Consider the following 24,229-nt stretch of genomic DNA (forward strand, 5'->3'; position numbering starts at 1 on the left):
GGCGGCGACGATCTCCGCGGGCGGACGGGTCGCGAGCAGCGCGCTCGCCTGCTCGGCGACCGCCGCCGGATCGGTGGGGTCGGCCGCGCGGGCGCGGGCGGCGGCGATCAGCGCCCAGAACTGGTCGATGTCCATGGCGGTCAGGATGCCGGCGGGGTCCGACAAAACCGGAACGGGCTGTTCAGGGGCAGCGAAGTGGGTGACAACGGAGCACTACTAGAGCTATTGAGCCGAAAGTGATCACTCGCCCACGGGTTGATCACCCGTGATCGAGGTCGAGGGTGCGCACCGGCTGTCGCCTGCGGAACGTGGGGTGCTGCGGTTGCGGGTGGTGGCGGCGCTGGAAGCCGGGCGAGTGGAGGGCCATCGGCAGGCGGCGGAGGTGTTCGGGGTCTCGGTGGGTACGTGGTGGCACGCCTATCAACGGGGAGGTCGCGACGGCCTGGTGGCGCGCACCGATTCCGGTGGGCGTTGCTCGATGAGGTTGTAGGTTTGGCGCGGCTACGCCGCAAGAGAGGCCCGGTAGGCCCGGCAAGGCGAATTCTGCGCCGTGATCTACCTCTGCACCACCTCGGACGAAGAGTCAGGCAGACCGGTGGAAGCCGAGCAGACCGCCGGCTACGATGATCTTCGTGAGTGGGTCACCGCACCATGAGTGGGGGTTCTTTCTCGCCCAGCACCATTCCGGCGGATGGGAGCCCGTCACGAATGGAGAGTCCGGCGCTTACGTCTTTCGCAGTGCCGACGGCTCGCGGTTCGCCAAGTGCGTACCGGCGGGGCAACAGGATCTCCTGGTGCGGGAACGGGACCGGGTCGGTTGGCTCAGTGCCAGTGGCATCTCGGGGCCCAGGGCGCTCGACTGGATCGCTGACGCCGGTGGCGGGTGTTTGGTAACCAGTGCCGTCCGTGGGGTGCCTGCCGACAGCGTGTCGGCAGGGGAGCTCCAGCAGGCGTGGCCTTCCATCGCTGAGGCTGTGCGTGGCTTGCACGCGCTGCCGACGAAGGACTGTCCGTTCACCCGCGACCTGAGGCAGATGTTCGTCACCGCCCAGGACGTCGTCGCGCGCCGTGCGGTCAACCCGGACTTCTTGCCGGTCGAGCAGCAGCAGACGCCGCCGACCGAGTTGCTCGATCGACTTGCCGACCAACTCCGCCGGCGCCTTCGACAGGAAGCCGCCGATACGGTCGTCTGTCACGGCGACCTCTGCCTGCCGAACATCATCCTGGATCCAGGCACGCTCGACTTCGCGGGATTCGTAGACCTCGGACGCCTCGGCCGGGCGGACAGGTATGCCGATATCGCCCTGCTGCTCGCCAACGCCAGGGAAGCGTGGAACGACGAGAACCGAGCGATCGCCGCCGACGATGCCTTCGCCCGTGGTTACGGCATCACGCTTGACGCTGACCGGCAACAGTTCTACCTCCACTTGGACCCCCTCACCTGGGGATAGCTTCCTGCGCATCGCCACCGGTCGAACTTCATGAGACATGCCCGCAAGTCAGTCGGCCGGGTCCCCGATCCGGTAGCCGACGCCCGCGGTGGTGAGGACGACCGCTGGAGCGCCCAATTTGCGGCGCAGGCGGCCGATCGTGACGGTCACGGTGTTGGTGAACGGGTCGGCGTGCTCGTCCCACACCCGCTCCAGCAGGTCCTCGGCGCTGAGGTGGGCCGGTGCCGCGTGCAGCAGCGCCTCCAGCACGGCGAACTCCTTCACCGACAGGTCGAGGCGGGTGCCGTCGCGGGTCGCCGTGCGGCGCACCGGGTCCAGTTCGACGCCCGCCGCGCGCAGGACCCGGCCGCGGGCGGTGGGGCGGCGGCGGGCGAGGGAGCGGACGCGCAGCACCAGTTCGGGGAAGTGGAACGGTTTGGCCAGGTAGTCGTCCGCGCCCAGGGTCAGGCCGCTGACGCGGTCGCCCGGTGAGCCCGCCGCGGTCAGCATGAGGACCATCGCGCGGTCGTCCCGTTCGGTGATCATCTGGCACAGGACGTCGCCGTGGACGCCCGGCAGGTCGCGGTCGAGCACGACCACGTCGTAGGCGTTCACGTCGAGCTTGGCCGCGGCGACCAGGCCGTCGTGGGCGACGTCGACGGCCATCCCCTGGTCGCGCAGGCCTTCCGCGACGACGGCGGCCAGCGTCCGCGCGTCCTCCACCACCAGGACCCTCATGGCAGCGACAGGGTGACGCGCAGTCCGCCTTCGGGCAGTGCGCCCAGGTCGAGCCTGCCGCCGTGCGCGCCCGCGATGGCCGACACGATCGACAGGCCGAGGCCGGTGCCGGTGTCCGATCCGGTGCGGTCGGCGCCGAGCCGCTGGAACGGCTGGGCGAGCCGGGCGACGTGGTCCGGGTCGAGCACGGGTCCGCCGGTCTCGACGACGAGCCGGGCCTCGGTCCCGGCCTTGACGTGGATCCAGCCGCCGTCGACGTTGTGCACGACGGCGTTGTCGACGACGTTCTCCACCATGCGGGTCAGCAGGGCGGCGTTGCCGACGGTCAGCGCGCCGCCCGTGACCGCGCTGACGTCCAGCACGAGTCCCTTGGCGGACATGGCTCCGGCGTGCTCGGTGAGGGCTGTGGACGCGAGCGCGGCGAGCGAGACCTGGACGCGGTCGGCGAGCACGCCGTGCTGCGCGCGGGCGAGGACGAGCAGGCCTTCCAGCAGTTCGTCGACCCGGTCCAGTTCGGTGCGCAGCCGGTCCGCCAGCGCCACGGTCTGCGCCTGCGGCTCGGGTTTCGCCACGGCCACGTCCAGCGACGCCCGCATCGTGGCGAGCGGTGTGCGCAGCTCGTGGGAGGTGTGGGCGATGAACCGGCGCTGCGCGGCGAACGAGGTCTCCAGGCGCTCCAGCAGACCGTCGATGGTGTCGGCGAGGTCCTTGACCTCGTCGTCCGGTCCCGGCGCGGCCAGCCGCTCGTGCAGGTTGTCGGCGGTGATCCGCCGCGTCGCCGCCGTGATGGACCGCAGCGGGCGCAGCACCCGGCCTGCGGCGATCTTGCCCATCACGACGGACAGCGCGCCCATCACGGCGAGCGCGATCAGCGAGCCCACCAGGAGCTGGCGCGGCCACATCCCCTCGACGGGCGGCGCCGGCAGGACTTCCGGGCTCGGCGGCCCCTGTTCGGCGGGCACGCTGATCGTCGTGCCCACCAGGAGGTAGGTCAGGCCAAGCAGCCCGAGCCCCGAGGCGAGGAACAGCACGACGTAGAGCGCGGTGAATCGCGCCCGCACCCGCAGCGCCGGATGACGTGGTTGGTCCATCCGCCCAGGATGCCGCGCCGGACCTAACAGCGGGGTGACAGCGGCGGTTCGGGTCGTGTCACCGCCGTGTCCGTAGAACTGCCGCCGTGAACACCACCGCAGCCCGGAACGGGTTCCGCACCCGTGGCCGGATCGTCGCCGTCGCCGTCACCGTCCTGCTCATCGTCCTACCCGGACTGCTGCTCGCGGTCGCCGACCGCTCGTCGTGCAGCGCCGGGAACGTCGAGGTCGAGTGCCCCACCGACCCGGTGGGACCGCGGGGCCTCGCGGTGAGCGACCAGTTCACCTTCGCGCACCGCCCGCTGGGTCGCGAGGGGACCATCACCGCGCGGCTGACGTCGATGACCGGGATCATCACCTACCCGCCGCCGGACCACGACGAGATCGTGGAGGGTCTCGTGCCGTGGGCGAAGGTCGGCGTCGTCGTCAAGGACGGCACCGAGCAGGGCTCGTCCTACGCCGCGCTCGTGATGACCGGCGCGCACGGCGTGCGGATGCAGCACGACTACGCCCACGACACCGCGGGCGGTCCCGGCCCGCTGACGGCGCCGCGCTGGCTGCGCCTGACCCGCTCCGGCGACGTCGTCACCGGCGAGGAGTCGACCGACGGCGAGCGGTGGACGACCGTCGGCACCGCGGAGCTGCCGGGGCTCCCGGACACCGTGCGGGTGGGGCTGCTCGCGACGTCGCCGGGTGACCTGACGCTCGTGCCGACCGCGCTCGGCGCGACCAGCGGGCAGGCCCGGTTCACCCAGGCCACCGGGGTGTTCGACGACGTCACGGTGGACGGCGCCCCCGTCACCGGGTGGACCGGCTCGCAGATCGGCGAGTCGGGCGCCACCGACTGGGAGAAGCACCACCGGGCGCCGGGGGTCGTCGAGTCGGGCGGGACGGTGACGGTGACCGGGTCCGGCGACGTCGGGCCGGGACCGACGGTGGGCGGGCGCTCCGTGGAGGGCCTGCTCGTCGGTCTCGTCCTCGGTCTGCTGGTGCTGGTCGTGGTGGCCGCGCGGTTCGCCCCCCGCCGCGATCCCGGTGCGCTGCCGGGTCGGGCGGCCGTGCTCGCCGCGGTCTCGTTCGCCTCGGGGACGGTCGCCGCCGCGGTGGTGGTCCTGGTGGGTTCGGCGGTCCTGCGCGCCAACGGCGGCGGTGTCCTGCCCGTGTCACCGCTCACGGGCCTGCGCGTGGTCGTGGGCGTCGGCGCGCTGGCCGCCGCCGTGGCCGTCCTCGCGGTCGCCGTCAGCGCGCTGCTGGGCCGGGCGTGGGCGGCGGTGCTGACCGTGGTCGGGGTGGTGCTGCTGCCCTACGCGCTGGGCGTGCTGCCGCTGCTGCCCGACGAGGTGTCCCGCTGGCTGCTGCGCGTGACACCGGCCGCGGGCTTCGCCGTGCAGCAGACCGTGGAGGAGTTCCCGCAGGTCGTGGGCCATTACACGCCCTCGATGGGCTACTTCCCGCTGCCGTGGTGGGCGGGGCTGCTGGTCCTGCTCGGCTGGACCGCCGCCGCGGTCGGGCTCGCCGTCCGGCGGTCCACGGCAGGGGTGCGCCCGGGCCCGGAACGGGAACCCGCCGGTGTCCGTTCGGACACCGATCGCGATCCGGTTCAACCGCGGTGATCGTTCATCCGTACTACGGGGGTGAGGACGAGTTCACGAAGACGCCCGCTCCTGCCGCTCGGGACGCTGGCGGTCGCGTCGGTGCTGGGCGCGGGGGCCGCTTTCGCCGCCGTCGCGCTGCCCGAGCTGAAGGCCACGACCCTGGCCGAGCAGGCCCGGCGGCCCGACCGCAGCGTGCTGCTCAACGCCGACGGCGCGGGTCCCGCGACGACGGCGGTCACCACCACGACCCCTCCCCCGCCGCCGAAGCCGATCCTGCCGTTCAACGCGAAGCTGTCCTCCGACGACATCCCGGAGGCCACCGGCGGGGTCCGCAGCGGCGGGTGCAGCGGCGCGCTGATCGCTCCTCAGTGGATCGTCACGGCGGGGCACTGCTTCCACGACGTCAACGACGTGCGGGTGGGCGGCAAGCCCCTGTACACGACCGTGGTGACGATCGGGAAGCTCACCACCGGCGAGCGGGGCGGCCAGACCGCGGAGGTCGTGGACATCCGCCAGTCACCGCTCAACGACCTCGCGGTCGCGAAGCTCAGCGTCCCCGTGGTGGACGTCGTGCCGCTGGCGCTGCCCTCGGCGCCGCCCGTGATCGGCCAGCGGGTGCAGTTCGCCGGGTGGGGGTCGCTCTCGGCGACCGTCATCACGCCGACCGACCACCTCAAGCGGGGTGAGTTCACCGTCTCGGCCATCGCGGCGAACGAGTTGCAGGCCCAGCCGGTGGCGCCGCGCACCGTGGAGAACAGCCCCTGCCCGCAGGACTCGGGTGCGCCGTTCTTCACGACCGAGGACGACCGCACCGGGGTGCTGGTGGCCGTGGAGAGCACCGGACCCGCGTGCCCGCAGCCCGGCGCCGAGATCATCTCGCGGGTGGACGTCGTGGCCGACTGGATCCGCGACCAGACCGGCATCGCCCCCGAGTAGACGGAACGGGGCGCGGCTCCGCACGCCGCACCCCGTTCCACACCCCCAGCGGGTGTCAGCTCTTCCAGGTGATGGGCGACTTCAGGTAGTCGTCGCCCTTGTCGAAGGTCGCGCCCGCGACCTCCAGGCCTTCGCGGGAGGCCTGGAGGACGCAGGTCTCGAACTTCGCGCCCGCGGTGGTGAAGTCCTTCTTGGCGGTCTCGGACTCGCACTTGTCGGTCTCACCGGTGATGATCACGCCGGTGGACTTGCCGTCCGTGCCGATGGCCCGGAGGCTGACCGAGCTGTAGGCGAGGTCGCTGCCGTCGACGTTCTCGACGGTGACCCTGATGTAGTAGGGGATCAGGCCCTTCGCCTTGTCGCCGAACTTCGCGAGGTCGGCGTTGTCGCCCTTCTCGATCGCGGTCACGGTGATGGCGATGGTGCCGTTCTTGTCCGTGCCGTACTTGAACGGCACGACGGCGCGGTCGCCCACCTTCAGCTCGGAGCCGGGCTTGGTGACGTCACCCGCCGCGGCCTTCGGCAGCGAGGCGGACGAGGACGCGGTGGACGACGCGGACGTCGCCGGGCTCACGGCGCTCGTCGCGGCCGTGATCGGCGCGGTCGACGTCGACTGCACCGCGGTGCCCGCGGTCTCGCTCGCGCACGACGACAGCAGCAGCGCGGCGGTCGTGGCGGCGGCGGCGAGCAGGGGGCCACGGAGGTGCGTCATGGAACTCCTCGGTAGACCCTCGCCGGACGGCGGCCGGCGAGGAGGTGCGGATGGACCTCCGGCCCGACAGGGACCGTCCGGTCTGCCAGGACGCTATCCGCGATCACCGCCGGGCTCTGTCGGTCGTTCGCACCACACCGTCGTGACGGTTGGGTCACAGGTCCTCGACGCCGATCAGCCCGTCCTGGATCGCGCGGGCCACCAGCGCCGCCTTGGTGGGGGCCTCGCGGCCGATCTGGGCGTACTTGATCCGGATGCGCTCCAGGTGGGAGTTGACCGTGCTCGCGCTGATCCCCAGCCGCTGCGCGACGAAGTCCTTGGACTCCGACTGGAACCACTCGACCAGCACCTCCGTCTCCCGCGCCGACAGCGCGGGCCGGTGGTCGGAGCGGTCGCCGGCCAGCGCGCCCGCCAGCGACGGCGGCGTGTACGGGTCGCCGCGACCGGCCGCGCGGGCGGCCTCGACCAGGTGCTCCTCGCCCTCGGCCTTGGTCAGGTAGCACAGCGCGCCCAGTTCGAGGCACGTCAGCGCGATGTCGTCGTCCGCGCGCATCGAGTACACGACCACGCGCCTGCCCGCCTCGACGAGCCTGCGCAGGTCTCCCAGCGCGGGGGTCGGACCGCCCAGGTGCAGGTCGAGGATCACGACGTCGGCGGTCGCGCCGTCGCCGATCCACGCCACCCGCACGTCCTCGCCCGCGGCGACCACCGTGATCGGCGGGGTGCCCGCGCCGAGCCAGTAGGCGACCCCGGCGCGCACCGCCGGGTGGTCGTCGACCACCACGGCGGTCAGTTGGGCTTCCATCTGGCCTCCATCCGCGTCCGCGGTCCGTAGGTGTCGCACTCCACTCGGACGAGCGGCGACGTCGGTGCGATCCCGTCGCCGGGATCGGTGTCGGCGAGCACGGCGACGCGCACCTCCTGGTCGGTGCGCAGCACGCTGACCCGCGCGCGGGTGCGGGTGTGCGACAGCGCGACCACGAGCGGGGCGGTCAGCTCGCGCCGCACGACCGTCGGGACCGCCACGGCGGAGCCGCTGACCGCGAGCGACACCTCGATGCCCCGCCGTTCCGCCGCGTCCACGCAGGCCTTGACCTCGTGCACCAGCGGGTCGGGCACGTCGTCGTTCTCGGCGAACAGCCTGCGCAGCTGGGTCGCGGCGAGCGCGCAGCGGCGGCGGGTGGCGTCGTCGCGCGGGTCGAGCGCGCCGTCGGCCAGCCCGACCAGCAGCGGCAGCGTCGCACCGAGCTGACCGGCGAACGTCTGCCGCCGGTCGCGTTCCCACTGCTCGGCCAGCGCGGCACGGGTGGCGATCCGGTCGCGGTCGGCCGCGACCGCCGCGGCCAGCCCCGTCTGGCGGCGCAGCACCAGCGAGATCACCACGATCGCGGCCTGGAAGCCCAGGACGCTGAGCACGACGACACCCGCCCCGCCGACCTCGGCGCGGTCGTGGTCGCCGACCAGCACGAACTGGGTCACGCTCGCCACGCCGTGCGCCGCGAGCGCGCCGATCAGCACGCCGAGGCGGTCGACGAGCAGGACGAGCAGGTGCCAGCCGACCAGGCCGAACGACCAGTGCACGTCGAGGAAGAACCCGTCCTCGGGGAGGGCGGCGGTGGCCGCGACCGAGGCGGCCAGCACCACCGCCGCGCCGCCGAACGCGACCGGCGCGGGCAGCGGTCGGCGGCGCAGCAGCCAGACCGCGCAGACGACGGTGACCAGCGCCAGGGTGGCGAACGCGGTGTTCTCGACCCACGCGGGCCGGTAGTCGCGCTGGTGCTGGACCAGCCACGTCGCGTTCAGGCCGGTCTGCACGACGGCGGTCACGGCGAGCAGGACGATCCTGATGTTGGCGAAGAGCCGGTCGTCGTCAGCCACGCGGCCACTCCAGCCGCACGGTGGTGCCGCCGCCGGGTCGCGAGTCCACGGTGGCGCGGCCCCCGACGGCGGCCATCCGCTCGACCAGCGAGCCGCGGATGCCCCGGCGGTGCTCCGGCACGGCGGTCGGGTCGAACCCGGTGCCGGTGTCGGTCACCGTCACGACCAGGCCGTCGCCCGACCCGGCGACACCGAGCGCCGCCGCGCGCACGCCCGCGTGCCGCTCGACGTTGGTCACGGCCTCGCGCACGGCTCGCACCAGCGCCAGCGTGACCGGCACCGGCAGCAGCGGCACGTGCTCCCAGCGCGCGTCGATGGCGAGGGGGCTGCGCTCGACCACCGACCGCAGCGACGACTCCACGTCCACCAGCCGGTCGTCCAGGCCGGGTCCGCCGGTCGATCCGGTCAGCACGGCCAGGTCGCGCCGGGCGAAGTCGGCGACCTCCGCCGGGTCGGCGGTGCGGCTGCCGACCAGCAGGAACGTCGCCGAGGCCGTGTCGTGCAGCAGGGCGAGGTACTCCCGTTCCCGCCTGCGCCGCTCACGGGCCAGCACCTCGGCCCGTTCCAGCGCCGCCTGCCGGGCGCGCAGCTCGTCGACCCCGCGGGCGGAGCGGACCAGCAGCAGGAACGCCAGCCGCGCGAGCAGGCACTCGACCCCGACGCGCAGCAGCGTCGACGGCGGCCCGCCCGCCGCGAGGAACACGGCGAGCAACCCGACCGTGGCGGGGACCGCGATCTTGAGCGGCCACTCCCACTGGAACGTGATCGCGGTGATGGTGAGGACGTTGAGCGCCCACAGGTTCGGCCCGGACGCCGTCCACGACTGCGTCGCGCAGATCGCCCCGGCCCGTGCGACGGCCAGCGCCAGCGCGACCAGGGTGCCGCGGGTGGCCGGGACGCCGTCGGAGACCGCGCCGACCAGCGCCAACCCCAGCAGGCCGAGGCCGAGCGGGACGGCGTCGTCCGGGACGGCGAGCACGCCGAACACGCTGATGACCGCGAGTCCGACGCCCCGGACCGGGCCCGCGAACCGGCCGACCGCCAACCGGAAGCCCGCCTCGACGGCGCCGGTGGGCGACGGCGCTGGCATAGGTCCCCCAGACGTCGTCGGTGCGGCTGGTTGGAGTATTCCGGGTCGGCGGTCCGGGTGCAGCCCTAGGGGGCCGGGGTGGGACGCCCTCGGCCGGGCGGACGTGCGTGGTCAGCGTTCGCGGACGCCGTGGAGATCGGCCGGGGCGACCGTGGTCGACGCCGTGCCGGTCACCGCGACGGTGCCGGTCAGCCCGTTCTCCAGCCGATCGGTCTTCCTGGTGGAGGGACCGACCACCTCCACGGCCAGGGCGACGGCGTCCGCGCCCGCGGTGGCGGCTTCCACGCGTTCGGTGGACACGGCGTCGTCGAGCAAGCGGCAGGGTCGATCGGCCACGCGCTCTGGTCGGCGCTGCCGCTGACACCCGGTTCGGCACATCCACGACCGGCGACCTCGGCAGTCGCGGAGGTCACCCGTCGCGGCGGCCGACGGTGGCGAACAGCGGCAGCAACAGCAGGGACACCACCAGTCGGGTCACCTGGAAGGCCATGACCAGCGGGGTGTTGGACTCGGTCGCGAGGGACAGGCCCAGCACCGCTGAGAGGCCGCCCGGTGTGGACGCGAGGTAGGCGTCGTAGGCGCTGATCGACGTGAGGCGGCTCAGGCCGACGCCGACCAGGGCGCAGGCGGCGACGGTCGCGACGATCTGCACGCCCGCCAGCGGGAGCACGCGGGTCACGGCGCGGACCTTGTCCAGCGACAGGGAGGAGCCGATCTGGAGGCCGACGACGAGGAACGCGGCACCGAGGGCCGCGGTGGGCATCGCGGGGTGGTCGAAGAGGCCGCAGGCGGCCAGGCCGAGGGCGGCGAGCATCGGCCAGACCAGGGCCGAGCCCGCGAACGCCAGCAGCCGGTTCGCGACCAGGCCCGCGGTCACGGCGAGGAGCGCGAACAGCGCCGACTTCGCCGCGCTCGCGGACACCTGGTCGCCGACGGCCCGTGAGCCGGGGTCGAGCCAGAGGACCACGGCGGGCATCGACACGAGGACGAGCAGCACGCGGAGGTACTGCACGACCATCACGACGTGCTCGTCCGCGCCGGCCTCGCGCGCGCCGGTGATGAACCCGACCGCGCCCCCGGCCACCGAGGAGAACACGGCGGTGCGGCCGTCGACCGTCGGCAGGAGGCGGAGGAGCTGCCCTACGCCGGTGCTGACGACGAGGGTGGCGGTGACGACGACGAGGATGGCCTGCCAGTGCCGGGCCACCTCGCCCAGCACGGTCCGGTCGGCCATCGCGCCGATCGACGCGCCGAGCACGGCCTGCGCGACCGTGCCCGCGAACCGGGTCGGCCCCGGTTCGCGGCGGCCGGTGGACGACGCCGTGAGTCCACCCAGGACTCCCGAGAACAGCAGGGCCGCGGGCACGTCGAGCCACGTGAGCAGCACGGCCGACAGCGCCGTGACGACGGCGACGAGGAGCCGGGGCGCAACGCGGGAGAACACCGGTCCGGCTCCTCGTCGCGTCGGTCAGGGAACGAGGACGGCGAGCGGCACGTGGTGCTGGCCCGCGTGGACGTCGCGGTCGAACAGGCTGCCCTGGCTGACCGGACGGGGGTAGGAGATCTTCACGACGTGCAGCGACGGGATGCGGAAGATCCGCACCCCGTCGGCGGGGACGTCGTAGAGGCGTGCGACGACGGCCTCGTCGAGGAACTCCTCGTCGGCGACGATCGCGTAGCCCGCCTCGTCGCGCATGAACAGCTCGACGGTGACCCAGAAGGGGCCCGCGTTCTTCGACCGGACCTCCAGCGCCAGGTCTCCGAGGGTCGGGCTGGTGTCAGACATGGGCGGCGGCCTTTCGCAGGTGGGTGCGGAACATGCTGGTGGGGGTCTCGGTGTCGACCACGTGGTTCAGGACGAACTCGTAGGCCGCGCCGCGCTCGGTCTCCGCGGGCGACGTGGCGAAGGCCAGGCTCGGCAGGTAGGCCATGTCGGTGGCGGGCAGGTGCAGCATCAACGGGTTCGCGACCTTCGCGACGGCCGTCGCGGTCTCCTGGGACGCGGCCTGCACCAGCAGCATCACGCCGACCTCGCGCGGCGGCGAGGTGTCCGGGTCGAGGTGGCCGAGGACCGCGTTGTGGCCGTAGAGCCGGATGTCGAACGCGTAGTCGGCGGCGTCGAGGCCGAGGGTCTGGGTGACCCGGCCGGTGAGGACCTGCCGCAGGAACTCCGCCCAGCCCTCGACGTCCTTGAGGATCAGCGGGTCGCGGATGGCGGTGAACGACAGGGTCTCGTAGCCGGTGATCCGGGCGCCTTCGAGCTTCACGGTGTGCTGGTCGGCGACCTCGAACCGGGACCCCTCGACGCGGACCCTGCGGTCGTCCAGCGCGGTGTAGACGGCGTCGGTGACGTCGAGGGTGCCCGCGGGTTCGCGCATCCGGAACGGGTCGGCCGTCTCGTAGAGCATGTGCGCGGCCACCGAGTGCGGTGTGCAGGAGACGGACTCGTCGAGGGATTCGATGACGAAGCCGGTGCGGTCGATCGTGGCGAACACGCTGCCGGAGCGCGGGTTGGTCGTGCACTGGCCGCCGCACTCGACGATCTTCGCCGCGTGCCAGCTCGGCCCGGCGGGCAGGCCCTTCATCAACGGGTACGCGGCGGCGAGCGCCGTGTCGGTCGCGCGGCCCGCGAGCACGACGTCCGCTCCGCTCCGCAGCGCCTCGACGATGGGTTCGTGGCCCATCATCCCGACGATGTGGGTGCAGCTCCGCACCGTCTCGGCGGCCAGGTCCCGCAGGGGCGGCAACGGGTGGACGCGGCCCGCGTCGAGGTGCTCCACGACGTCGGCCGCCGTCTGCTCGCTGTAGATCGTCGCGACCGCGAGGTCCAGGCCGTCCTCGGCGATGATGTCGTCGACCATGCCCGCGACCCAGTCCACGCCCGAGTCGGTGCCGCTCGTGCCGCAGGAGCCGACGATCAGCGGGATGCGGGCCCGCGCCGCCGCGCCGAGCAGGATGCGCAGGTCGCGGGACACGGCCGCCGCGGCGGTCTTCGGCTTCCCCGAGCCCAGGTAGTACGGGCCCGAGTCGGTCGACCCGCCGTCGACGGCGATGACGTCGGCTCCCAGCGCCAGTCCGCGCTCGACGGCGGCCACGTCGAAGCCCGCGCCCAACATCCCCGAGGGCACCAGGATCCGCACCTCGTCGACCGCCTCGTCCGGCTTGCTCATCCGCGCTCCCTGCCCGCTCAATGGGTTACTTTTGACTTTTGCTATAGCATAACACGCGAAGATCGGACCTACCCCGCCGTGATCAGGTGGGCGTTGACCGACGACCGCGGTGCCCCGGCGAGCGCGGCGACGAGTTCACGGGCGGCGCCCACCCCGGCCGCCCGGCGGGCCTCGGCGGTCTGGCCCGCCATGTGCGAGTAGACGGTGATGCCGTCGACCCCGCGCAGCGGGCTGTCGGCGGGCAGCGGCTCGACGTCCACGACGTCGAGCTCGGCCCCCGCGATGACCCCGGTGGTCACGGCCCGCACGAGCGCGGCCTCGTCGACCAGCGGACCGCGAGCGGTGTTGACCAGCACGGCGGTCGGCTTCATCGTCGCGAGCGCGTCCTCGTCGACGAGCCGCCGCGTCCGCGGGGTGAGCGCGGTGTGCAGCGAGACGTAGTCCGACTCGCGCAGCAGCGTGCCGAGGTCGGTGAACCGCACGGACGGGTCGTCGTCCGGGACGCTCGTCGTGCACAGCACCGTCATCCCGAACGCGCGGGCGAGCGGGACGACCCCGCGCGCCGACGCGCCGTAGCCGACCAGGCCCAGGGTCGCGCCGCGCAGCTCGCGACCGCTCCCCCGCGGCCAGCGCCCCTCGGCGACGCCGAGCGCGAGCGGCACCAGGCGCCGGGCGGCGGCGATCAGCAGCCCCAGGGTGTACTCGGCGACGGCGTTGGCGTTGACGCCCGGCAGGGTGCTCACCGAGATGCCCAGGCGGGTGGCGGCCTCGACGTCGACGGAGTCGTGGCCGACGCCCGAGCGGACGACGGCGCGCAGCGCGGGCGCGGCGCCCAGGACCGCGGCGGTCAGCGGCTCGGTGCCGATGACCGCGCCCTCGACGCCGTCCAGGGCGGCCACGAGTTCGGCCGGGTCGCGCACGCCCGTGCCGGGCAGGTGGCGCGTGCGGTGGCCCGCCTCGGCGAGCAGGAGGTCGACCTCGTCGCCGGGGCGCAGGTGGTCGGTCGTGATCAGGACCAGGGCCACGGCGTCACAGCACCTTCGCGACGCCGGAGGTGCGGCGGCGGGCCAGCACCCGGATCCGCAGCACCGCGACGACGGCGAGCGCGGCGAGCAGACCCGCGTCGAGCAGCATGAAGCGCCAGCCGGTGATGTCGACCATGCCGCCGACGGCCGCGGGACCGACCAGCCCGCCCAGCTGCCAGGTCACCGTGTACAGGCCGGTGTAGGTGCCGATCACGCGCATCGTGGGCGCGAGGTTCCACAGCACCACGGCGGCGTTGATGATGAACCCGGAGGCGCCGACCCCGGCCAGGACCAGCGCGGCCATCGTCGCGGTCGCGGTCGGCACGGCGGTCGCCAGGACCATCGCCGCGGCGAAGACGGCCATGCCGATCGTCATCGTGCGCAGGCGGCCGATCCGTTCCGCGAGCAGCGCGGCGGGGTAGGCGGCGACCAGGAACGCCAGCCCGCCCGGCAGCGTGAGCCCGCCGGCGTCGCCCCGGGACAGCCCGACGGCCTCCATCGCGTAGGGCGTCATCAGCGCCCGCGACGCCGCGTAGGCACCGCCGAAGAGCAGCACGGAGGCCAGCAGGAGCAGCGGGCTGCGGTCGACGTCGCGGACGATGCCGAGCACGACCGCGCGCATCCGCACGCCCCGGACCGCGTCGGTCCTCCCGGCGTCGGCGGCGTCCTCGACCAGCGCGGCCCGGTAGGCGCGCGACCGGTTGTCGCGCACCCGCCACACCAGCACGGCCACCACGACGAACGCGGTGGCGGACGGGACGACGAAGGCGAGCGTCGGGTGGTCGTCGACCAGCAGGACGCTGATGACCGCCGTGGTGACGGTGGTGAGCCCGGAGGCGACCTTCACCGCCGCGTTGCCCCGGCTGCGGCGTTCCGGCTCGACGAAGTCCGGCATCAGCGACTCGACGACGGGCTTGAAGCTGTTGCCCACCAGGGCGAACAGGAACATCACCACGACCAGCGACGCGAACGACCAGGAGAGCGGGATGAGCAGGAACAGCAGCGCCGAGGCGGGCATCACCACGGCGATGTAGGGCATCCGGCGCCCCCACGCGGTCCTGGTGTTGTCGGACCGGTTGCCCATCCACGGCTGGATGAAGATGCCGAGCAGGTTGTCCATGCCCATGAGCAGGCCGACGACCGCGGCGCTGCCGACGTGCTCCCGCAGCAGCGGCGGGACCTGCGCGTCGTAGAACGTCCACATCGACTCCTGGGCGAACACCGCCAGGGCGCAGAAGAAGACGATCCCGCGCGCGGCCGCGCGGTCCACGGGTGTGGTTGCCGACGTCATACGTGATCCCCCGGTGGAGTGGGATGGCCCAGGTGGGAACGCCGGAGTGGCGTGCGGCACACCGTAAGATGCTATAGCAAGCTTGTCAAAAGTTTCTTAAGACTTAACCAATCGCACGTCGTCTATCGTGGTGGCATGGCACGGGACACCTTGAGCACGCTCACCAACGACACGCTCGCCGACCGCTCCTACCGCGCGGTCCGCGACGCCATCGGGTCCGGCGAGCTGCGTCCCGGCGAGAAGATCACCGAACGCGGGCTGGCCGAACGCCTGTCCGTCAGCCCCACCCCCGTGCGCGAGGCCATCCGGCGGCTCGAACAGGACGGGCTCATCGAGCGCACCGGCCCGCGCACGGTCGTCGTGGCCACGATCGGGGACACGGCGCGCCAGGACCTCGCCGAGGTCGAGATCGGCCTGCGCGGCCTGGTGGCGCGGTTCGCCGCCCGGCACGCCACCCCCGACCAGCTCGACCGCCTCGACGCGATCCTCGACGAGGCCGACGACCTGCACATCGTCATCCGCAAGCGGCACGACGACGGCAAGCCGATCGACCGGCACCTCGACGCGCTGCTCGACACCATGCAGCGGTTCAACGAGGGCGTGAACGCGTGCGCGGCGAACTCGGTCCTGGTCAGGCTGCTGGAGCAGACCAGGGTGTTCTCCCCGTCGGAACGGCGGACGCGCCTGCTGGAGCGGGTCGCCGCCGACAAGGAGTTCGGCCTCGACCGCTACGCCAGCCACCGGGCGCTGGTCCACGCCCTGCGCGCGGGCGACTCCGCCGCCGCCGAGCAGATCGTCCTGGAGGACGCGCGCGGCGGCCTCAACGCGCTGCGCGGCGAACCGCGCCGGGGCTGATCCCCCTCACGCCGACTGGCGGACCACCAGCGTCGGCTCGAACACCACGGACGTGACGCGGCGGTCCTGCCTGCCGATGCGGTCGAGCAGCAGGCCGACCATCTCCGCCGCCATGTCCTCCACGGGCTGGCGCACGGTGGTCAGGGCAGGCCTGCTGGAAGTGGCGGCGCTGCTGTCGTCGAAGCCGATGACGGCGACGTCGTCGGGCACGCGGCGGCCGTGGTCGCGCAGCACGTGCAGGGCGCCGGAGGCCATCAGGTCGTTGGCCGCGAACACCCCGTCGACGTCCGGGTGCTCGGCGAGCAGGCGCTCCATGGCGCGCTCGCCGCTGTCCTGGGTGAAGTTGCCCTCCACGAACGGCGCCTCGGGGTGGCCGTGGGCGGCCCAGGCCTCGCGGAACCCGGCCAGCCGCTCCTGGCTCGCGGGCACGTCGAGCGGACCGGAGATGGTGGCGACGCGCCGGCAGCCGCGGGCGACGAGGTGGTCCACGGCCAGCCGCGCGCCGTCGCGGTGGGCGAGGTCGACGTAGCTGATCGACAGCGGCCGGGTCGGGCGGGCGAACAGCACCGAGGGCACGGAGGCCGCGACGAGCATCGCGGGCAGCGGGTCCTCGGAGTGGATGGCGACGACGACCGCGCCGTCGGCGTTGCCCTGCCGCAGGTGGTCGACCACGTGCGCGCGGGTCTCGGGGGTGTCGGCGAACATCAGCAGCGGGTAGATGCCGCGCGGTCGCAGCGCGCTGATGATGCCGCTGGCGACGCGGCCGAAGAACGGGTCCACCAGGATGTCGCCGCCGAAGCCGCCCGCGCCGGACACGACGAGCGCGATGGTGCCGGTGCGGCGGGTGACCAGCGAGCGCGCCGCCGTGTTGGGGGTGTAGCCCGTCTTGGCGATGGCCCGCCGCACGGTCTCCTGGATGGCCGGGTCGACGTTGCGGGTCGTGTTGATCACGCGCGACACCGTCGCCCTCGACACCCCCGCCACCCGTGCCACGTCCTCCAACGTGGGAGGACGTGCCTGGGACGCTGCGCTCATGGAGGCTTTATAACACAGCGGAGAGCGCTCTCCAGGTCACGAACCGGTCGAGCCGACCGCCGGACGCCGACGGCCGGTGCTCCGGTCGGCCGCCCGGAGACCGCTTTCCGAACGCCTTGGAGAGCGCTCTCCAAGGGCTTTGTCCCCGGTGGCGCGATTCCGGTGTGGGAACAGCGAAATTCGGGCTCCCGCGCACCGCGATACCAGGTCGTGGGCATGACTTGACACACGTGACGTCGAAAGGCGAGGGTGTCCCTACTCGGAGAGCGCTCTCCAAATCACCACCCCAGGAGTGATCGCCCCATGACGACCACGCAGAGACCCGGCACCGACACCGACCTCGACGTGCTCATCGACCGGCTGACCCTGGCGGAGAAGATCCGCCTGCTGTCGGGCGGCGGCACGTTCCGCGGCCAGGCCGAGGAGTCGATCGGGCTGCGCGCGATCGTGTTCTCCGACGGGCCGGTGGGCGTGCGCGGCGAGCGCTGGGACGAGCGCGACACGGCCCTGACCCTGCCGTCGCCGACGGCCATGGCGGCGACCTGGGACGCCGACGTGGTGAGCGGGCTGGGCAGGCTGCTGGCGGCCGAGGCGCGCCGCAAGGGCGTGGACGTCCTGCTCGCGCCGAACCTCAACCTGCACCGCTCCCCGCTGGGCGGCAGGCACTTCGAGTGCTTCTCCGAGGACCCGCTGCTCACCTCCCGCATCGGCGCCGCCTACGTGCGCGGCGTGCAGTCCGGCGGCGTCGCGGCCACCCCGAAGCACTACGTGGCCAACGAGTCGGAGACCGAGCGGCTGACGCTGGACGCCCGGATCGACGAGGCGACCCTGCGCGAGGTGTACCTGGCGCCGTTCGAGGCGGCCGTGCGCGCGGGCGCGTGGGTCGTCATGTCGGCCTACAACGGCGTGAACGGCACGACGATGTCGGACAGCCCGCTGCTGGACGAGCCGCTGCGCGGCGAGTGGGGCTTCGACGGCGTCGTGGTGTCGGACTGGGGCGCGGTGCGCTCGGTCGGGTCGAGCACCGACCTCGCGATGCCCGGCCCGCACGAGCTGCGCGCCGCTCCGCTGGAGGAGGCCGTGCTCCGCGGCGACGTGGCCGAGTCGGAGGTCGACGACCGGCTGCGGCGCATCCTGCTGCTGGCCAGGCGGGTCGGGGCGCTCTCCCCCGCCACTCCGGTGCCGCCGCCGCGGATCACCCCGGACGAGTCGCGCGCCCGGCTGCGGCGGGCCGTCGCGGCGGGCGCGGTGCTGCTGCGCAACGACGCCCTGCTGCCGCTGGACCCCGCCGCGCTGACCCGCGTGGCCGTGCTCGGCCCGAACGCCGTGGACGCGCGGGTGCAGGGCGGCGGCAGCGCCGGGGTGTTCCCGGCGGCCGTGGTCTCCCCCGTCGACGGCATCCGCTCCGCGCTCGCCGGGCGGGCCGAGGTCGTGCACCGCGCGGGCGCGGTCCTGCACACCCGGCCGACCCCGCTCAAGCCCGAGCACACCAGCGACCCGGTCACCGGCGAGCCCGGCGTGCTCGTGCGGTACCTGGACCCCGACGGCGAGGTGGTCCACGCCGAGCACCGGCTCAGCGGCCGGATCCTCGACCCGTCGATCGACGTGGACGCGGCCTTCGTCGAGGTCAGCGCACTGCTGAGGCCTCCGTCGCCGGGCGACTGGCGGTTCGCGGTGGTCGGGCTCGGCGAGGTGCTGCTGGAGGTCGACGGGCACGTGCTCGTGGACGAGCTGGTCGTGCCCGAGTCCGACGACCCGACCTACGTGCACGTCGCGCCGTCGTTCCGCGAGGCCACCTGGCCCGTGCGGGAGGGGCACGAGGTGCTGGTGCGCGCCCGGCGGCGGCTCACGCCCGGCGAGGGCAACGCCGTCGCGCTGGCCGCGGACCCGCCCCTGGTGGACGAGGACGTGGAGCTGGCGGCGGCCGTGGAGCTGGCGCGGACGTCGGACGTGGCGGTCGTCGTGGTCGGCACGACCGACGAGATCGAGAGCGAGGGCTTCGACCGCACCACGCTGGCGCTGCCCGGCAGGCAGGACGAGCTGGTGCGCGCGGTCGCGGCGGTGAACCCGCGCACGGTCGTGGTGGTCAACGCGGGCGGGCCGGTGGAGCTGCCGTGGCGCGACGAGGTCGCCGCGGTGCTGGTCACGTGGTTCCCCGGCCAGGAGGCGGGCGACGGGCTGGCCGACGTGCTGCTCGGCGCGGCCGAGCCCGGCGGGCGGCTGCCGACGACGTGGGCGGCGCGCACGGCGGACGTGCCGGTGCTGGACACGACGCCGGTCGACGGCGTGCTGGGCTACACCGAGGGCGCGCTGATCGGCTACCGCGCGTGGGCGGCGCACCCGGTGGCGCCCGCGTACTGGTTCGGCCACGGGCTGGGCTACACGACATGGGCCTACGAGGGCTTCTCCGCCCGCGACAACGTCGACGCCGGGGCGGGCTTCGACGTGCGGGTGCGGGTCCGCAACACCGGTGCGCGCGAGGGCCGGGAGGTCGTTCAGGTCTACCAGGCGCTGGGCGAGGACCGGCGGCTCGTCGGCTACACGACCGTGCGCGCCGCTCCCGGCGAGGCGGTGTGGGCGCGGGTGCCGATCGAGGCGGACGCGCTGCGGCGGTGGTCGACGGCCGACCGCGCGTGGCGCCCGGCGAGCGGCACGATCACGCTGCTGGCCGGACCGTCGGCGGGCGACCTGCCGCTGTTCGGGAAGCTCAACACGGCCCGCTAGCCCAGGAGGGGAGCACCGCCGAACCCGACCTCGTTGCCCTCGGGGTCGTGGTAGGTCGCCTTGCGCACGCCGTTGTCGTAGGTCTCGCGCTTCGTGGGCCTGATCCCGGCCGCGGCGATGCGGGCGACGGCGGCGTCCAGGTCGTCGACGACGATGTTGAGCATCCCCCGTCCGGCGTGCGTGGGCCTCTGGCAGATGAACACCGATCGGTGCTCGGCGAGGTCCCACACGGCTTCGGTGTCGCTCGCGACGAAGGAGGCGGGGAAGCCGAACAACTTCTCGTACCAGGTGAGCGCCGACGGGAAGTCGTCGACGGGGATTCCGGCGTAGAGGTCAAGGGCCATCCGGCCATGCTAGGCGGCCGAGTCGGTCCGGTGGCCGCACGGACGAGCGAATCCCGCGTGCGGCACCGAAGTCGAGGTGTCCTCTCGATCCGGCGCTTCACGTCGACTCGCGGACGACCAGCTCGGGGCGGAACATGATCTGCTGGTGCGAGTGCGCCGCGGGCTGGTCGCACTCCTCCACGAGCAACCGCGCCGCCGTCCGTCCTATGTGGAGGGTCGGTTGGCGCACCGACGACAGCGGCACGGCGGCGTCCGCGGCGAACTCGATGTCGTCGTAGCCCAGCAGGGCGACGTCGTCGGGCACCCGGCGGCCGGTGCTGACCGCCGCGCGCAGCACGCCCAGCGCCAGCAGGTCGTTGGCGCAGAACACCGCCGTCGGCGCGGCACCGCCGTCGAACAGCTCGCGCGCGGCCTCGTACCCGTGGCGGGCCTTGAGCGCGGGCACCTCGACCACGTCGACCGCCACGCCCCGGTCGGCGACGGCGCGGCGCAGCCCGGTGAGCCGGTCCTTGCACTGCCGCAGCGACAGCGGGCCGGTGACGTAGGCGATCCGCCGGTGCCCCGCGGCGACCAGGTGCTCGCCTGCCAGTTCACCGCCTGCCACGTCGTCCACCGCGACCGAGCAGCAGTCCACCCCCTGGTAGTGCCGGTCCACCAGCACGGTCGGCGTGCCGCGGCGGCGCAGCGCGTCGAGCCGTTCGGACATCGGCCCCACGGGGGTGATCAGCATTCCCCTGACCCGCTGCTCCTCCAGCAGTCGCAGGTACCGGTCCTCGCGGGCGGCCTGCTCGTCGGAGTTGCACAGCACCAGCGCGTAGCCCAGTTCGGTGGCCACGTCCTCGATGCCCCTGGCGATGTCGTGGAAGAACGGGTTGGCCAGGTCCAGCACGATCAGGCCCAGCGACCGGCTGGTGCCCGCGCGCAGCTGCGCGGCCTGGGAGTTGCGCACGAACCCCAGTTCCGCGATGGCCGCGAGGACGACCTCCCTGGTCGCCTCGGACACCTTGTCCGGCCGGTTGAGCACGTTGGAGACCGTGCCGAGGGAAACCCCGGCACGTTCCGCCACGTCCTTGATGCTCGGCGCCATCGCGCGATCCTATTCGTCGGGCGACGATTCTGCTGAAACGATTCACTGCCGTCCGGTGAACCGCCACGTCCCGAACGGCACCCGGTGCACCGCGAAACCCGGCTCGACGCGGACGAACTCCGCGCCCGCCGGAGCGGTGACGGCCTCGCGCGACGCGGCCGGGACGTGCACCTCGGCCGTGGACCCGACGGGGACCTCCACGGTGAGCCGCACCTCCGCGCCGACCAGCGACCAGCCGACCGACGCGGTGCCGCGCACGGTCCGGATCGAGGTCCGCGCCCACGTCACGCCGACGCGGGCGTCCGGCCGCACGACGAACGTCTTGTAGCCCGCGTCACCGGGGCGCAGGCCGGCCACGTTCTCGTAGAGCCACTGCACGACCGTGCCCTGGAAGTAGTGGTCGCGCGACCGCGAGTCCGCGGGCCACATCTCCCACATCGTGTCGGCGCCGTTGTCGAACCAGAATCCCCAGCTCGGGAAGCCGCGCTGCACCGCGATGGCGTGCGCCACGTCGGGGAAACCGTGCTGGGTCAACGCCCTGAGCAGCACGCTGGTGCCCAGCGCCCCGGTGTTGAGGTGGTCGCCGCGCGCCCGGACGTCCGCGACCAGCGCCGCCACGACCGACGGCACCTGGCCCGCCGGGACGAGCCCGAACATCAGCGGGATCGCCTGCGAGGTCTGGCGGAAGTCCGGGTCCCGCGCGCTGCGGTAGTGCCCGTCGACGAGGAACTCCGCGTTCAGCGCGTCGCGGCAGGCGTTCGCCGTGGCCCGGTAGCGGGCCGAGACGTCCGCGTGCCCCAGCAGGTCGCCGAGTTCGGCCGTGGCGACCAGCGCGCGGTGCAGGTACGCGGTCGCGGTGAGCCGGGTGTCCTCCGGCGGGTTGCCGCCGTAGCCGGGCGGCAGGTAGTCGCCCAGCGCCGTGGTGGCCAGCCCTCCTCGCAGGCGGCCGACCTCCCAGTCCAGGTACTTCGTCAGCGTCGCCCAGTGGTCGGCCGCGAGCCGCTCGTCGCCGTAGACCCGGTACATCTCGCGGACCAGGAACGGGTACACCGTCGTCCACTCCGGCGAGGGCGCGGCCTCCTGGTAGCCCCAGCCGCCGCTGGGCACGATCACCGGCAGCGCACCGGGACCGGTCTGGCTGTCGGCGAGGTCGCCGATCCACTTGGTCAGGAACCGCTGCACGCCGAACGCGTGGGCCAGCACCGGCGCGCCGAGCTGCGCGTCGCCGGTCCAGCCGTTCTTCTCGAACATCGGGGTGTCGGTGGGGATGCCGTGCAGGTTGTTGAGCAGGGTCCGCTTCATCGCGCGGTCGAGCTGCTCGAAGAACGGCTCGGAGCAGCGGAACGTCCCGGTCTCCGGCACGTCGCTGTGCACGACCCGGCCGACCACGTCGCCCAGCCCCGGCTTGGTCGGGAAGCCGGTGACCTGGACGTAGCGGAAACCCTTGTAGGAGAAGCGGGGCTCCCACGTCTCGACGCCCTGCCCGGAGCAGGTGTACTCGTCGACCTGGTGGCGTCCGGGCACGTGGCCGTTGGTGTTGAGCACGCTGCCGTCGGGGTTGAGCCGCTCGCCGTGGGCCAGCCGGACGACCGTGCCCGCGGGTGCGGTGACGGTGATCCGCGACCACCCCGCCATCGTGCGGCCGAGGTCCACGACGTAGACCCCGGCTCGCAGCTCGGTGACGGCGGTGGCGCGCACGGTCTCCACCACGCGGATGGGTTCGTGCTGCTGGGCCCTCAGGGTGCCGGTCGGCGCGGTGACCAGCGTGGGCTCGCTCCAGCCCTCGACCGCGCGGCGGGCGTCGTAGGACTCCCCCGCGTACAGCGAGTTCGTGACGGTCCGGCTCTCCGCGACCCGCCAGCTCGTGTCCGTGGCGACGGTGGTGCGCGAGCCGTCGGTGTGGGTGATCTCCATCTGTGCCAGCAGCTTCGGCTCGGCGTGCCAGTGCGCCTGCTCCCAGCGCCAGACGTTCGGCGTGGTCATGCCGTAGAAACCGCGGCCCAGCGTCACGTCCAGGGTGTTCGAGCCTTCCTTGAGCTGCGCGGTGACGTCGTGGGTGGCGTAGAGGACGGTCTCCTCGTAGTCGGTGAAACCGGGGTCCAGCACCCGGTCGCCGACCTTGCCGCCGTTGAGCCGGGCGTCGTGGTAGGCCAGCCCGGCGATGTGCAGCCGGGCGCTCGCGACCGGCTTGGCGAGGCTGAACTCCTTGCGCAGCACCGGCGCCGGGGGTTCCACGACCAGGCTCACGCCCCGACCCCACGGGCCTTGGCCGTACGCCGCGAGCACGGTCGCCGCCACCCACCCCGAGTCGTCGAACTCCTTCCGCTGCCACCCGTCCTGCTCGGTCTCGGCGACCTTCCACCCGGTTCCGGTGACCAGTTCCCGTTGCCCGGCACCGGATTCGACGACCAGCCGCACGAGCAGGCCGCCGGGGTTGACCGAGACGGTGCCGCGGTTGGTGGCCAGCGCCGCGAGCACGACCCGGCCACCGGCGGCGCGCACCCCGGCGGTGACGTCGGCGGACCTGCCGAGCTTCCAGCCGTCGACCTGCTCCGGCGAGGACAGCACCTGCTGCCCGTTCAGGAAGAGGGTGAAGTCGTCGTCGGCCGTGGCGATGATCCGCGCGCGGGTGGTCCCCGGTGGCACGTCCAGGCCCGCGCGGAACCAGCGCGGGCCCGCGGGAGCGCCGGACGGGGTCGCGCCGGGCGACCAGATCCACGACGCCGGGTCGAACGACAGCCCGGCGACCGGTGGCGCGGCGCCGATCCACCTCGCGGTCCACGCCGTGCCGAGGAACGCCGTCTCCCACCACTTCGCCGCGCTCCACGCCGAGGGCCTGCCGCGCTGGTCCCACACCCGGACCCGCCAGGTGTACCGGGTGTGCGGGCGCAGCGCGGGACCGTCGTAGACGATCCCGACGCCGCGGTCGGACACCACCTTGCCGGTGTCCCACACCCCGTCCACCCGGACCTGGTACGCGGTCTGCGCGCCACCCGCGCCGTCCGCCGCCAGCACCCACGACAGCCGCGGCTTCGCGACGTCCGTGCCCAGCAGCGTCTCCGCGTACTCGACCGTCGTCGACTCGACCCGCACACCGCCCGCCGGTTCCACATCCGCCGCCGCCGTGCCCATCGGAAGTGCCAAGGCCCCCGCCCCCACCGCCGTGCCCACCAGGAAGTCCCGCCGGTTGACCCCGCCGCTCATCGGTTTCCCCTCGTGAAGGTCATC

At 73.4% G+C, this 24,229-nt stretch carries 23 protein-coding genes; 6 read left to right on the forward strand and 17 right to left on the reverse strand.

The features are described from left to right. On the reverse strand, positions 1 to 135 hold a 135-nt coding region (locus AC156L_RS23450), incomplete at its 3' end, for a DUF4240 domain-containing protein (RefSeq protein ID WP_484407275.1). 130 nt (positions 136 to 265) lie between these two features. On the opposite strand from AC156L_RS23450, the gene AC156L_RS23455 reads away from it, so the two are divergent. Beyond that, positions 266 to 490, forward strand: a complete 225-nt coding sequence (locus tag AC156L_RS23455) for a COG3415 family protein (protein WP_330880888.1) — start codon at positions 266 to 268, stop codon at positions 488 to 490. A 133-nt stretch (positions 491 to 623) separates the two neighbouring features. Beyond that, positions 624 to 1,451: an APH(3'') family aminoglycoside O-phosphotransferase gene (locus AC156L_RS23460; protein WP_330880886.1), complete on the forward strand. Its 828-nt coding sequence runs from the start codon at positions 624 to 626 to the stop codon at positions 1,449 to 1,451. Between the two features lie 48 nt (positions 1,452 to 1,499). Here AC156L_RS23460 and AC156L_RS23465 read toward each other — a convergent pair whose 3' ends face one another. Both AC156L_RS23465 and AC156L_RS23470 read right to left on the reverse strand, forming a co-directional pair. After that, the gene (locus AC156L_RS23465; RefSeq protein ID WP_330880884.1) at positions 1,500 to 2,168 is read right to left on the reverse strand and encodes a response regulator transcription factor; all 669 of its coding nucleotides are present in this window, start codon (positions 2,166 to 2,168) and stop codon (positions 1,500 to 1,502) included. After that, positions 2,165 to 3,259, reverse strand: a complete 1,095-nt coding sequence (locus tag AC156L_RS23470; RefSeq protein ID WP_330880882.1) for a sensor histidine kinase — start codon at positions 3,257 to 3,259, stop codon at positions 2,165 to 2,167. Before AC156L_RS23470 ends, AC156L_RS23465 begins: the two co-directional genes overlap by 4 nt. An 86-nt stretch (positions 3,260 to 3,345) precedes the next feature. Here AC156L_RS23470 and AC156L_RS23475 point away from each other — a divergent pair, with 86 nt between their 5' ends. Beyond that, positions 3,346 to 4,872 carry a DUF1349 domain-containing protein gene (locus tag AC156L_RS23475; protein ID WP_330880880.1) on the forward strand — a complete coding sequence of 509 codons (1,527 nt, stop codon included), beginning with the start codon at positions 3,346 to 3,348 and terminating at the stop codon, positions 4,870 to 4,872. A gap of 21 nt (positions 4,873 to 4,893) precedes the next feature. Next, positions 4,894 to 5,790: a S1 family peptidase gene (locus AC156L_RS23480; protein WP_330880877.1), complete on the forward strand. Its 897-nt coding sequence runs from the start codon at positions 4,894 to 4,896 to the stop codon at positions 5,788 to 5,790. A gap of 55 nt (positions 5,791 to 5,845) precedes the next feature. Here AC156L_RS23480 and AC156L_RS23485 read toward each other — a convergent pair whose 3' ends face one another. From AC156L_RS23485 to AC156L_RS23530, 10 genes are all read right to left on the reverse strand, one after another. Beyond that, positions 5,846 to 6,502: a hypothetical protein gene (locus AC156L_RS23485; protein ID WP_330880875.1), complete on the reverse strand. Its 657-nt coding sequence runs from the start codon at positions 6,500 to 6,502 to the stop codon at positions 5,846 to 5,848. Between the two features lie 154 nt (positions 6,503 to 6,656). Beyond that, positions 6,657 to 7,307, reverse strand: coding sequence for a response regulator transcription factor (locus AC156L_RS23490; protein WP_330880872.1), 651 nt, complete (start codon positions 7,305 to 7,307; stop codon positions 6,657 to 6,659). Continuing rightward, positions 7,292 to 8,380 (reverse strand): hypothetical protein, encoded by a 1,089-nt coding sequence (locus AC156L_RS23495; protein WP_330880870.1) that lies wholly within the window; start codon positions 8,378 to 8,380, stop codon positions 7,292 to 7,294. The genes AC156L_RS23490 and AC156L_RS23495 overlap by 16 nt, the downstream gene beginning before the upstream one ends. After that, entirely contained in the window at positions 8,373 to 9,470 is a 1,098-nt protein-coding gene (locus AC156L_RS23500; RefSeq protein WP_330880867.1) for a sensor histidine kinase, read from the reverse strand. The genes AC156L_RS23495 and AC156L_RS23500 overlap by 8 nt, the downstream gene beginning before the upstream one ends. A 111-nt stretch (positions 9,471 to 9,581) precedes the next feature. Beyond that, positions 9,582 to 9,806, reverse strand: a complete 225-nt coding sequence (locus AC156L_RS23505; protein WP_330880865.1) for a hypothetical protein — start codon at positions 9,804 to 9,806, stop codon at positions 9,582 to 9,584. Between the two features lie 73 nt (positions 9,807 to 9,879). Further along, entirely contained in the window at positions 9,880 to 10,914 is a 1,035-nt protein-coding gene (locus AC156L_RS23510; RefSeq protein ID WP_330880863.1) for an AbrB family transcriptional regulator, read from the reverse strand. Between the two features lie 24 nt (positions 10,915 to 10,938). Beyond that, a complete protein-coding gene (locus AC156L_RS23515; protein ID WP_330880861.1) occupies positions 10,939 to 11,256 on the reverse strand; it encodes a DUF4387 domain-containing protein in 318 nt (105 codons plus the stop codon). Further along, positions 11,249 to 12,640 (reverse strand): acyclic terpene utilization AtuA family protein, encoded by a 1,392-nt coding sequence (locus AC156L_RS23520; RefSeq protein ID WP_330880859.1) that lies wholly within the window; start codon positions 12,638 to 12,640, stop codon positions 11,249 to 11,251. The genes AC156L_RS23515 and AC156L_RS23520 overlap by 8 nt, the downstream gene beginning before the upstream one ends. A 68-nt stretch (positions 12,641 to 12,708) precedes the next feature. After that, positions 12,709 to 13,665 (reverse strand): NAD(P)-dependent oxidoreductase, encoded by a 957-nt coding sequence (locus AC156L_RS23525; RefSeq protein ID WP_330880856.1) that lies wholly within the window; start codon positions 13,663 to 13,665, stop codon positions 12,709 to 12,711. A gap of 4 nt (positions 13,666 to 13,669) precedes the next feature. Then, a complete protein-coding gene (locus AC156L_RS23530) occupies positions 13,670 to 14,956 on the reverse strand; it encodes an MFS transporter (RefSeq protein WP_330880854.1) in 1,287 nt (428 codons plus the stop codon). 135 nt (positions 14,957 to 15,091) lie between these two features. Between AC156L_RS23530 and AC156L_RS23535 the strand changes: the two genes are divergently transcribed. After that, positions 15,092 to 15,811 carry a GntR family transcriptional regulator gene (locus tag AC156L_RS23535; protein ID WP_330880852.1) on the forward strand — a complete coding sequence of 240 codons (720 nt, stop codon included), beginning with the start codon at positions 15,092 to 15,094 and terminating at the stop codon, positions 15,809 to 15,811. Positions 15,812 to 15,817: 6 nt separating this feature from the next. Here the strand turns inward: AC156L_RS23535 and AC156L_RS23540 are convergent, their stop codons facing one another. After that, positions 15,818 to 16,846: a LacI family DNA-binding transcriptional regulator gene (locus tag AC156L_RS23540; RefSeq protein ID WP_330880850.1), complete on the reverse strand. Its 1,029-nt coding sequence runs from the start codon at positions 16,844 to 16,846 to the stop codon at positions 15,818 to 15,820. A 303-nt stretch (positions 16,847 to 17,149) separates the two neighbouring features. Between AC156L_RS23540 and AC156L_RS23545 the strand changes: the two genes are divergently transcribed. Continuing rightward, positions 17,150 to 19,570, forward strand: coding sequence for a glycoside hydrolase family 3 C-terminal domain-containing protein (locus AC156L_RS23545; protein ID WP_330880847.1), 2,421 nt, complete (start codon positions 17,150 to 17,152; stop codon positions 19,568 to 19,570). On the opposite strand, the gene AC156L_RS23550 is transcribed toward AC156L_RS23545, so the two are convergent. The 3 genes from AC156L_RS23550 to AC156L_RS23560 form a co-directional block, all read right to left on the reverse strand. Then, positions 19,567 to 19,914 (reverse strand): VOC family protein, encoded by a 348-nt coding sequence (locus AC156L_RS23550; RefSeq protein ID WP_330880845.1) that lies wholly within the window; start codon positions 19,912 to 19,914, stop codon positions 19,567 to 19,569. The two genes, AC156L_RS23545 and AC156L_RS23550, sit on opposite strands and share 4 nt — an antisense overlap. Positions 19,915 to 20,011: 97 nt before the next feature. Beyond that, positions 20,012 to 21,001, reverse strand: a complete 990-nt coding sequence (locus AC156L_RS23555) for a LacI family DNA-binding transcriptional regulator (protein WP_330880843.1) — start codon at positions 20,999 to 21,001, stop codon at positions 20,012 to 20,014. A 42-nt stretch (positions 21,002 to 21,043) separates the two neighbouring features. Then, complete coding sequence (locus AC156L_RS23560; protein ID WP_330880841.1) at positions 21,044 to 24,205, reverse strand: family 78 glycoside hydrolase catalytic domain; 3,162 nt, start codon at positions 24,203 to 24,205, stop codon at positions 21,044 to 21,046. Between the last annotated feature and the right edge of the window lie 24 nt (positions 24,206 to 24,229).

Source organism: Umezawaea sp., assembly GCF_057122925.1.

Coding starts and splice junctions, on each gene's coding strand:
- AC156L_RS23465 (WP_330880884.1), bottom strand. CDS start 2,168: ATGAGGGTCCTGGTGGTGGAGGACGCGCGGACGCTGGCCGCCGTCGTC.
- AC156L_RS23515 (WP_330880861.1), bottom strand. CDS start 11,256: ATGTCTGACACCAGCCCGACCCTCGGAGACCTGGCGCTGGAGGTCCGG.
- AC156L_RS23460 (WP_330880886.1), top strand. CDS start 624: ATGATCTTCGTGAGTGGGTCACCGCACCATGAGTGGGGGTTCTTTCTC.
- AC156L_RS23555 (WP_330880843.1), bottom strand. CDS start 21,001: ATGGCGCCGAGCATCAAGGACGTGGCGGAACGTGCCGGGGTTTCCCTC.
- AC156L_RS23470 (WP_330880882.1), bottom strand. CDS start 3,259: ATGGACCAACCACGTCATCCGGCGCTGCGGGTGCGGGCGCGATTCACC.
- AC156L_RS23520 (WP_330880859.1), bottom strand. CDS start 12,640: ATGAGCAAGCCGGACGAGGCGGTCGACGAGGTGCGGATCCTGGTGCCC.
- AC156L_RS23485 (WP_330880875.1), bottom strand. CDS start 6,502: ATGACGCACCTCCGTGGCCCCCTGCTCGCCGCCGCCGCCACGACCGCC.
- AC156L_RS23560 (WP_330880841.1), bottom strand. CDS start 24,205: ATGAGCGGCGGGGTCAACCGGCGGGACTTCCTGGTGGGCACGGCGGTG.
- AC156L_RS23545 (WP_330880847.1), top strand. CDS start 17,150: ATGACGACCACGCAGAGACCCGGCACCGACACCGACCTCGACGTGCTC.
- AC156L_RS23540 (WP_330880850.1), bottom strand. CDS start 16,846: ATGAGCGCAGCGTCCCAGGCACGTCCTCCCACGTTGGAGGACGTGGCA.
- AC156L_RS23500 (WP_330880867.1), bottom strand. CDS start 9,470: ATGCCAGCGCCGTCGCCCACCGGCGCCGTCGAGGCGGGCTTCCGGTTG.
- AC156L_RS23550 (WP_330880845.1), bottom strand. CDS start 19,914: ATGGCCCTTGACCTCTACGCCGGAATCCCCGTCGACGACTTCCCGTCG.
- AC156L_RS23530 (WP_330880854.1), bottom strand. CDS start 14,956: ATGACGTCGGCAACCACACCCGTGGACCGCGCGGCCGCGCGCGGGATC.
- AC156L_RS23490 (WP_330880872.1), bottom strand. CDS start 7,307: ATGGAAGCCCAACTGACCGCCGTGGTGGTCGACGACCACCCGGCGGTG.
- AC156L_RS23535 (WP_330880852.1), top strand. CDS start 15,092: ATGGCACGGGACACCTTGAGCACGCTCACCAACGACACGCTCGCCGAC.